The organism is Rothia sp. ND6WE1A, assembly GCF_001683935.1.
Classification (GTDB): Bacteria; Actinomycetota; Actinomycetes; order Actinomycetales; family Micrococcaceae; genus Rothia; species Rothia amarae.
The window spans coordinates 1-10,099 of record NZ_LXTU01000072.1 but is presented as its reverse complement, the minus strand read 5'-3'; the positions used below and the strand labels follow the sequence as shown (position 1 = coordinate 10,099).

General features: G+C 52.0%; 8 protein-coding genes. 1 reads left to right on the top strand and 7 read right to left on the bottom strand.

What is annotated here, in order from left to right; all coding sequences use genetic code 11:
- The 7 genes from A7E48_RS11630 to A7E48_RS09865 all read right to left on the bottom strand — a co-directional run.
- Positions 1 to 156 (bottom strand): transposase family protein (locus tag A7E48_RS11630; RefSeq protein WP_369796782.1); only part of this gene is annotated, 156 nt, incomplete at its 3' end.
- The gene (locus A7E48_RS09890; RefSeq protein WP_068172929.1) at positions 140 to 1,903 is read right to left on the bottom strand and encodes an ABC transporter family substrate-binding protein; all 1,764 of its coding nucleotides are present in this window, start codon (positions 1,901 to 1,903) and stop codon (positions 140 to 142) included. The genes A7E48_RS11630 and A7E48_RS09890, both read right to left, overlap by 17 nt.
- A 303-nt stretch (positions 1,904 to 2,206) precedes the next feature.
- The gene (locus A7E48_RS09885) at positions 2,207 to 4,426 is read right to left on the bottom strand and encodes an ABC transporter ATP-binding protein (RefSeq protein ID WP_083147361.1); all 2,220 of its coding nucleotides are present in this window, start codon (positions 4,424 to 4,426) and stop codon (positions 2,207 to 2,209) included.
- Positions 4,426 to 5,421 carry an ABC transporter permease gene (locus A7E48_RS09880; protein ID WP_083147360.1) on the bottom strand — a complete coding sequence of 332 codons (996 nt, stop codon included), beginning with the start codon at positions 5,419 to 5,421 and terminating at the stop codon, positions 4,426 to 4,428. The genes A7E48_RS09885 and A7E48_RS09880 overlap by 1 nt, the downstream gene beginning before the upstream one ends.
- Positions 5,421 to 6,404: an ABC transporter permease gene (locus A7E48_RS09875; RefSeq protein ID WP_068172928.1), complete on the bottom strand. Its 984-nt coding sequence runs from the start codon at positions 6,402 to 6,404 to the stop codon at positions 5,421 to 5,423. The genes A7E48_RS09880 and A7E48_RS09875 overlap by 1 nt, the downstream gene beginning before the upstream one ends.
- A gap of 303 nt (positions 6,405 to 6,707) precedes the next feature.
- Positions 6,708 to 7,670, bottom strand: a complete 963-nt coding sequence (locus A7E48_RS09870) for an NAD(P)-dependent oxidoreductase (RefSeq protein WP_068172927.1) — start codon at positions 7,668 to 7,670, stop codon at positions 6,708 to 6,710.
- A gap of 107 nt (positions 7,671 to 7,777) precedes the next feature.
- Positions 7,778 to 8,434, bottom strand: a complete 657-nt coding sequence (locus tag A7E48_RS09865; protein ID WP_083147359.1) for a TetR/AcrR family transcriptional regulator — start codon at positions 8,432 to 8,434, stop codon at positions 7,778 to 7,780.
- Positions 8,435 to 8,568: 134 nt separating this feature from the next.
- On the opposite strand from A7E48_RS09865, the gene cls reads away from it, so the two are divergent.
- On the top strand, positions 8,569 to 10,059 hold the full coding sequence (gene cls, locus A7E48_RS09860; protein ID WP_141669446.1) for a cardiolipin synthase: 1,491 nt from the start codon (positions 8,569 to 8,571) through the stop codon (positions 10,057 to 10,059).
- Positions 10,060 to 10,099: the final 40 nt, after the last annotated feature.

The following is a 10,099-nucleotide window of genomic DNA, read 5'->3' as shown; positions in this document are numbered from 1 at the left end:
CTGTTCTAGCGGCCTGAGGGCTTTCTCAAGTGCTTTTTCAACGGTGTTGAGGGTCCGTGAGATGGTGGGCTGGGAGGTGTTGAAGATTTCTGCGAGGAGTTCTTCGGTGAGGTTGTGTCGGTGGTAGAAAAGGGTGACTTTAAGACCCTGGGCCAGGGTTAGTGCTGGTGGTCTTCCGCCTGGTTTTGCCCAGGTGATATGAGAGGTGAGGGCTGTCAGTAGCGTGGTGAATTGCTGAGGTGTGAGCCCTGTTGTACGCTGGTGGAGCAACGGTTCTTCCGGTATGGCTTGAGGTTATTTGTAGTGATTTAATCCTCTTATTTTTGCCGCTGGTGGGGCCGTTGTCTAGTTGGTGGGGTGTGGGTGTGTTCCTACTTTTGAATAAGCCTCCTTGCATATCTTTAATCATTTTGTCGATTTTATCGTTACCCAAATTTTCGCCAGCGTTCGCGTGCAGGTAGTACTGGCTCGTAACGCTCGTAGCATCAGAGCCTACGCTATAGCCCGAGAAGGTGAAATCATATTCGTTGTTACCCATAACCTTCGCAAATTCAGCATCTGGTTTATTGTCAATTACACATTCGATACCAGCCGATTTCATCTGCTGCACCAAGGTTTGTGATAGCGCGGAACTCACCGGGTCATCACCAAAGGTTGTTACGGAGAATTTAGCGTTCTTTCCGTTCTTCTTATAGAAATCACCATCCTTCTTATAACCCGCGCCCTCAAGAATCTTTGCCGCATCGCCCCATTCTTTCTTTGCTTCGGAGAAGTTATCTCGATAGTACTCAGAGAATGGCATGAGCATCATCGACCCGGGAATCTCTTCAGACCAGTTCAATCCGTTAAAGCGAATTTCGGCAAGTGCTTTACGGTCCACCGACGCCATCACAGCTTTACGGATTTCTACAGGCAGACGACCAGAAGCCATATTTAGACCGCCCGCGAACAAACGCTGACCGCGACGAACTTCGGTGTCAGCGGTTCCTTCGACGTCTTTGTAAGCGGTCAACGTACGCGCGCCGACTGAATCAACCTCACCATTCTTAAAAGCTGCGCGCGCAGCAGACGGTTCCATCTGACGGAAAATAACCTTTTCGAGAACGGGCTTCTCACCCCACCAATTGTCATTACGCTTAACAGTCAGACGCTTTTCAGATGAGCTCCACTCTTCTACAGTGAATGGTCCTGCCGCCCATTCAGGGTGCAAGTTATCCACAAATCCATTATTAAAAGTTTCGACGTCTTTAAAAGCTGGGTGCAATAGACGTCCATAGAGAGCATCTACTGGGTAGTAGGGGGAAACCATAGTTACTTTGATGGCCTCGCCGTCTTGTTCAATCGTGTCGATGAATTCATATGCACCAGCGTTGACGATGTTGTACTCCTTGTTTTTGCCGGAGAGTACCTCATGAGTAACTTTCAAGGACTCAATATCAATAGGAGTACCATCATTGAACTTCGCTTTGGGGTTGAGCTTAATGCGGTGAACCTGCTTGCCACCCTCCATCTTCGTTTCAAATGACTCACAGAAGTCAGGATTCACCGTTGCTTTACCCTCGATATCAGACTTCCAGCAACCATTCAGAGCAGAGAAATGAACGGTATTGACCGCCGTAAGGTTTTCACTGGAATTACCGTTGTTGTTAACGGGACTGAAATCGGGACCAAGATCCTGCAAGGGCAGAGTAAGTTGCCCACCCTCTTTTAGCTCTTCACGCTTCTTGGGATTGATACTGACCAGTTTTGCAATATCCTCGCCCACGCCGAGCGCCGATGCTGATTCTGCGCTGGTGGTGTTACCGCCATTGCCTCCGCCGCAGGCTGCGAGAAGGCCAGTGAGGCTCAGAGCTGAGGTGCCGAGCAGAAGTGAACGACGATTGACTACAAAATTCCTGGGCATACTATTGTCCTTTTAGTCCATGCACACTGTGCTTTTGATAGTGCCTCAGCCTCAAAGCGAACGACTGAAACAGGCTGCCTCACCCCATCGAACTTAGTGAGGTAAGTCTTATTGCTTGAGGTATATCTAACCCTAAATGTGACCCACATCGCAAGAGAAATATTAAAAAAGCCGCTTTATGTTAAAGAAAAAACGGGGTAGCCACCTCCAAAGAGGGGCTACCCCTGCACACATCACTCGGCCGGCACTAACGGCGCTTCCTAAGAACTTCACAAAGTCCCTAGTCAGCATGTATTTACCAAACTAAGCCCGAATCGAACCTTCACCCGCAGCACTTGAATCTGCCACGGTCGAATCTGCAGCCAACGCAGAATCCCCCCAGGGGGTTTCATCCTGCGATACTCCAACAACCGCCTCAGGGTTAGTCGCAGAAACGATAGCGACCTCCTCGTTGGGGAAGTAGCAGGCATACTCGTGATCCAGGTTGCCTTCGCGGCTCATCGCCGGATGCTCACTGGTGCACACCTTCTGCTTGTCCTCAGGTAGCAACTTGAAGATGGGGCAACGCGTGCTGAATGGGCAACCGTCCGGCGCGTTCAGCGGCGTCGGCAAATCACCCTCCAGAATAATCCGCTCGCGAGATGATTCCACCTCAGGATCAGGAACCGGAATAGCCGAAAGCAACGCACGGGTATAGGGGTGAATCGGGTTGTCGAACACCTGATCCACATGTCCGATTTCCACTACGCGGCCCAGGTACATCACTGCAACACGGTCAGAGGCATGGCGAACCACAGCCAGGTCGTGCGCCACCATGAGGTAGCTCAAGCCTAGGTCTGCACGGAGCTTCTCCAACAGGTTAATAACGCCTGCCTGAACCGAAACGTCGAGTGCTGAAACCGGCTCATCCAACGCCACCAGCTTGGGGTTAACCGCGAGCGCACGAGCAATACCGATACGCTGACGCTGACCACCAGAGAACTGATTGGGGAAGCGGTTCACATGGTCCGGCTGCAGACCCACCGTGCGCATCAGTTCGATAACGCGTTTCTGAATGTCCTTCTTCTTCCAACCCTGGTTTTCCAGGGGTTCAGCAAGAACTTCATAGACGGTAAAACGGGGGTCAAGCGCACCGGTGGGGTCCTGGAACACCATCTGCTGGTTCTTGCGCATCTTCAGAAGCTCAGAGCCTTTCAGCCCATCATGTACCGAAGAACCGTTCACTAGGATGTCGCCGTCGGTGTCTTTGTTGAACTCCATGATTTCCAGCAGCGTGGTAGTTTTACCACAGCCAGATTCACCCACGATGGAGAAGCACTCACCCTCGCGAATATCGAAGGAGACGCCGTTGACCGCCTTGACGGTACCTACACGACGCTTCACCAAAGCGCCCTTGAGCAAGGGGAAATGTTTCTTAAGGTTCTTGACCTCAAGCACAGTGGGGCGCTCTTCACGAGGAATCGAATCATACTTAGATTCAGGAACCTCGGGTACGGGGTAAAGATCTTCGGGGCGAGCATCTACGAGTTGCTCAGCAATATCAGAGGCAGCATAATGACCTTCACCAGCACCCTCAATCAAGCGCAATTCGGGCTCTTCAGCCACATCCTTGCAGCACTGACCGCCAGACTTAGCGATAGGGCAACGAGGGCGGAACGAGCACCCGTGCACCTTGTTCAAGAGGTTGGGCGGCGTACCGTCGATAGGAACCAGCGAAACCTTATCCGCACGGTCAACACGCGGAACCGCACCCAGCAAACCGATGGTGTAGGGGTGCGCAGGGCGAGTGTAGATATCCTCAGCCCGTGCAATTTCCACAGGCTTACCAGCGTACATGACCATGATGTCATCTGCCATACCAGCTACCACACCGAGGTCATGGGTAATCATAATGATGCCCGCGCCGGTTTCTTCCTGCGCCTTTTCCATGACCTCAAGAACCTGAGCCTGAATGGTTACATCCAGAGCGGTGGTAGGTTCGTCCGCAATAAGAACTGCGGGATCATTAGCGATAGCCATAGCAATCATCACGCGCTGGCGCATACCACCAGAGAACTCATGAGGGAAGGACTTCAGACGGTTCGCAGGATCAGGAATACCCACCAAACGCATCAGCTCTACCGAACGATCCTTAATCGCCTGCTTGCTCATGCCCTTGTTGTGAACCTTCAGCACCTCACCAATCTGATCACCAATGGTGTACACCGGGGTCAGAGAGCTCAGCGGATCCTGGAAAATCATCGCGATATCTTTACCGCGGTGCTCACACATCTCTTTATCCGACAGGCCAAGCAGTTCCTTGCCCTTGTACTGGATAGAACCGGTGATATCGGCGGTGGTGGGGTGAAGCCCCATAATCGCCATCGAAGCTACCGACTTACCGGAGCCCGATTCACCCACGATGCCGAGCGTCTTACCGGCATGCAAATCAAAGTTGATACCGCGAACCGCATGTACCACGCCGTTTTCAGTATTGAATGAAACGTTAAGGTCTTTGACCGAAAGAACGGGATTAGCGCTCATTATTTTGCCTTCTCCTTCTTGTCTTTCTTAGCCTTACCCACTGACAGTGAGGTGGGGTCAAATGCGTCGCGCAAACCGTCGTTCATCAAAGACAGCGGACCAACGAGCAAGAAAAACAGAATCATGGGAATCCAGAACATCCAGGGCAGAGTATTAATCTGGCTCGATGCCTGAGCAATCAGTGAACCAAGCGAGTAGTTGGGGTACTTCACGCCAATACCCACGAAGGTGTAAGCAACCTCAGAAAGAATCGCCAAGGTAATACCGCGGGTGAAGTTCAAAACCAGCAGGGAGCCGATGTTTGGAACCAGGTGACGCCAAACGATTTTGAAAGGCGAAACACCCATGTAGCGGGCGGCTTTCACATAATCGCGCTGAATGAGTGACATCGCCATCGAACGAATCACACGGGCGTCATACATCCACGAGAAGATCAGCAAAACGATGGTGAGGATAACCCAGCCGGGAAGAACTTCGCGGATTTTCTGGCCACCAGCACCGTTAATCACAATTGCAATCACCAGAAGCTGAGGTGCCATCATGAGAGTTTCGAGGAAGAAGAGCATGACGTTATCGAGCTTGCCCCCGAAATACGCCATGAGGCAACCATAGACGGCGGAGATGATAACGCTCAAACCACCGACAATGAGACCAATTGCCATCGAGGTACGCACACCTTCAACAGCCTGGGCATACAGGTCGGTTCCAGCGCTGGTAGTACCAAACCAGTGGGCTGCACTGGGACCGGTTGCCATGTAGAAGGGGTCAATGGTGTTGGTATCCCACTGCGCCAACAAGCCGCCAAAGAGACCAAAAAGACCTACGAGAATGAACACAATCAGACCAAACGCCGCCGCCTTATTACGGAAGAACCGGCGGGTAATGATCGTGGACTTATTGATGACTTTGAAGTCAGGAGTGTCATCCACCTTCAACTCGGGAACATCTTGCGACTCGCGAGGAAGATTATCTGTTGGAGGAACTGCAGCAGTCATTAATTCATCCTCACTCGGGGGTCAACAATGGTAGTTGCAATGTCAGCCAAAATCGCTGATACGGCGAAGAGCACCGAACCGTAGGCAAGAGTTGCAGTTGCCGCATTGACGTCCTGCGCACCAATCGCCTGAAGCGACCACAATCCGATTCCGGGCCAGGCGAAGATTGCCTCAGCGAAGAAACCGCCGGTGAAAATTGCGGGAACGGTAAAAGCGATGGACTGCGCCACAGGAATGAAGGAAACGCGCAGTGCGTGGCGAGTAATCGCCTGGTTGCGGGTTAGACCTTTCGCGCGAGCAGTACGAACGAAGTCAGCATTCACGCTATCGAGTAGGTACTGGCGCTGAGCAATCTGGTAACCACCCCAGGACATGATAGTGATACAGAAAGTAGGTACCAGGTAGTGAGCCGCCATATCGACGATGGTCGGCCAGCCAGGTTCAACACCCGGCGACGAAATGCCTGTCACGAAGAAAATACGGTCCCCTGCCGCCTGGTTAATAGCAACCGCTCCCAGCTGCACCAAGAAGTAAGCAATAGGTGCGGGGATGATGTAAACCAGGTAGGAGTAACCGGTAATGATACGGTCAGATGCTTTGTACTGGCGAGCCGCGGAAAACACACCCAGAGCCACACCGATAATCAGCGACAAAATAATAGCTGCGGCAAAAAGGCGGGTAGAGACCCAAACACGCTGGCCAAATTCACTGTTGATGTACGCGCCGTTGGGCGAACGTCCCCAGTCAAAGTGGAAAAGAATGTCCTTGAGCCACTGTACGTAGCGTTCCCAGGCGCTCATCTGTGGGTCAAGTTTCAGTGAGGCAAAGTTTGCCTGAATCTGTTCCGGTGTAGGACGCGGAATTTTTTCCTGCTCAAGGAGAGCAGGGTTCATGGTCTGGACGGCGAGGAAGTAGCCGGCGCTGGTGACCAAGAAAATCATGACCACGTAGGTAAGGGCGCGTTTGAGGATGTACTTAAACATGTACTTTCTCCTTCAAGCGCGAAGTATTCGTGTACTTTTGCATGTGTGTGATTACCTTTTCAGGTTCAGCCGAGCCACTGCTGTGACTCATGACACTTCGAAACTGGTTGGTCAAATCTTATAACCAATATGTAAGACATACCAAACCGGTTTTATCCCGTGAACATCCCGTCGTCACTCTTCTTCATGTCTAAAATTTCTGCTACATATTTCCTCGTCAGCTTGAAAATACACACAGAAATGGCTCTGTGCCGAGTGCGGACAGAGCCATTATTGAATTACCGGTGGGTAAAAAATATTCTACTAATTCATCTTGTTGCGGTACTCGCCGTACCCTCCCGCGACATCTTCGCGAAGCGCTTCAAGATTCTGAGCAATCAGAGATTCGGCGTCCACCGGTCGACCGCCGGCAGCATGAGGGGTAATTACCAGATTCTTCGTGCCCCACAAAGGATGCTCGGCGGGCAAGGGCTCCTGAGAAACGACGTCGAGCGCCACCCCTGCGAGGTTTCCGCCGTTAAGAGCTTCCATCAAATCTGGCTCGTTCACGGTGCTCCCGCGCCCCACATTAATAACGAACGCGCGCGCAGGGAGCTGCTTCAACACCTCGGCGTTGAGCACCTGCTCCGTTTTATCGCTCGTCGGAAGAATCATCACCAAAACATCGGTTTCTGGCAAATACTCCCCCATCTGATCTTCGGTAATAACAGGGAAGCCACCGCGGGTACCGGCGCTACGCGCCACACCGGTTACATGGGAACCAAATGCTTTGAACAGGCGGGCGGTTTCCTTACCAATTGAACCAAAACCCCAAATCAACACATTGGCATCGAGCAAAGTGGTCACCTTGCCCTCAGGATGAAGCTCCTGCGCACCACCCAACTCAGAAGCCCAATGAGAACGATCCTGTTCCTCTGCCAGGACCGGCAAGAAACGAATGAAATTCAAAGTCAACGCAAGAGCATGCTCAGCCACGGTCAGTGAATGAAGACCGCTACCAGAAGCAATAATCGCCTCTTCCCGGAACCCCGCAGCACGCGCCTGATCCGGCCCAGCCAACAACGCCTGCACCAACTTCACCTGATCAAGATGCGCGGCGGCATCTTTCAGCTGCTCGTTAGTATTAGCCCAGGCAATCAGGACGTCGGCGTCATAGTGCTCTGGAGCCAGATTCTCCTGTGGGTCATAAGAAACGAGCTGGTCCTCATCCGTCAGCCCTAACTTAGATTCATCCAATGTGATGCTGGTGGGGGTCAAAATCTTCACGGCAGTCTCCTTGGAATATTGATCATCGTAAATTTCTATACCTACTGACTATCTTATTAAGACCCCGCACAGAGTATAAGCCCCCGACTCCCACAAGGTATAAAAACTTAGTCCTCGCGCAACAAATCCCTAAACAAATCCACGCTCTCACGCACCACCTGGTCGCGGGCTTCACCCTCGGGCAAACCCTGCGAAAAATCCATATATCGCAAAATTGCAGAAGCAATGGTTACGGACGCGCGCGCTTTACCCCAGTACTCCTGGTTAACTTCGGCGCCTTCCTCCAAGAATCTAAACGGCCCCCGACGATTATTCGCAGCGAAATCCTGCCAATCAATCGTGCGCAGAAAATCCTCCACCACACGTTCGCACTTGAGCAAATACACCTTAAAACGGGTGCGAAACTCGGGGTACTTCTTACCCAGCTCTCGATAACGTCGGTGTTCAGTGGCAGGGATTGACTCCACCACCACATCCAAAAGCAGGTGCACTACTCGGTCAAACACATAACTTTGCTGCCGGGCCTGATCCGCCTGAATCATCGCAGGCGTAATTTGCGGTTCCCGCAGGCCTAACACGGCGTCTTCTTTAGTCGCAAAATAGTTGAAAAAGGTACGCGAAGAAATACCCGCACGCTCAGCAATTTCATCGGTAGTTGTTTGCTTCAGACCGTTTTTCTTTACCAGCGCGACGGCAGCCTCATGGATAGCTTTCCACGTCCGCTCCCGGCGTCGCTCTCGAAGCGTAGGTTCACAATTTTGCACCCCTCTACTTTATGCAGTTCTGCAAAATTGCACAACTGCAACTACATACTGGGTCATAAATTACCCTCCGCTTCACCTGCAGACATCTCAAATAAGTATCTCAGCAAGTCAGCTATGATAAAGAAGTGAACTTCATGAGTAACATGGTGGATTTAACCAACCTCCCCACTTGGCTGGGTATTACGCTACTGGTCATCGACATTGTCGTGCGTATCATCGCCCTATGCTGGCTCCCCTACAACCGCAAACCCGTGGTCGCCCTCGGCTGGCTCATGGCAATCTTCCTGGTGCCCTACATCGGGTTCATCGCTTTCCTCTTCTTCGGCTCCTCCCACCTGCCGCGGCACCGCCGCGCCCGTCAGCGAGTCATGAACGAAATGATCCGCGAGCGCCTTGACAACGGCGACGACGACGAGGTCAACCCCGTGCTGGGCACGCACGTCGAGCTACCCGAAGAAGCAAAAGTGGCAGCCCGGCTCAACTACCGACTGGGTGCGCTCCCCATGGTGGGTGGTAACGAATTTCAGCTCCACACCGATAGCCATGAAGCTATGCTGCACATGGCGGAGGAAATTGATAAAGCCACCGACTACGTTCACTTCGAGTTCTACATCACCGCCTACTCTGGTGCTTCGATTCCGCTGTGGGACGCACTGTTTCGCGCCCAGGAACGCGGCGTCAATGTTCGCGTGCTGATTGATCAGATTGGTTCGCGCAAATACCCCTCGTACAAGAGATTGCGCCGCATGCTGAACAAATCAGATATTCAGTGGCACCTGATGCTTCCCATCAATATTTTTAGAGGAAAATGGCAACGTCCCGATCTGCGTAACCACCGCAAGATTTTGGTGATTGACGGGCGTATCGCTTATTCCGGTTCGCAAAATGCGATTGATGCTTGCTACGACCTCAAGAAGAATGAAAAGAGGGGTCTGCTCTGGAAGGATCTCACATATTCCGCTAAGGGTCCTATTGTTGATGAGCTCAACGCGGTGTTCATGTCCGACTGGTATTCGGAAACTAAAGAACTACCTCTGGGCGAAATCAACTCGGATATTCAGACCATTAACGACGGTCAGCTAGCTCAGATTGTGCCCTCTGGCCCCGGTTTTGAAACCGAAAATAACCTGCGGCTCATCAACTACCTCATTAATAATGCTGAGGAACGCATCGTCATTTGTTCCCCTTACTTCGTACCCGAGTCAACATTGTTGCAGGCGCTTACCAGTGCCGCGCTCTCGCGAATCGACGTTGAACTTATTGTCTGCGAGAAGGGCGACCAGTTCCTGCCCAATATGGCGCAAAGATCCTACTACGAAGAACTGCTCAAAGCTGGCGTGAAGATTCGCCAATACCCCGGCCCCACCGTGTTGCACTCAAAGTACATGATTATTGACGACTGCTACACCTTCATCGGTTCTTCAAATATGGATCCGCGTTCGTTTGCGTTGAACCTGGAAGTTTCCACGTTCATTGTGAATAAGAAAATGGTGCGCGAACTAGACGACGTTTCGGATACCTATATTTCCCGGTGCAAGACGTTGCGCTATGACGAATGGGTCAACCGCCCTAACCGTGTGAAGATTTTAGAGAACATTTGCCGGTTGTCGTCATCGCTGCTGTAAGACGTCTGGGGTGGGGCGGGGCGGCTCGACCGGGTGATTC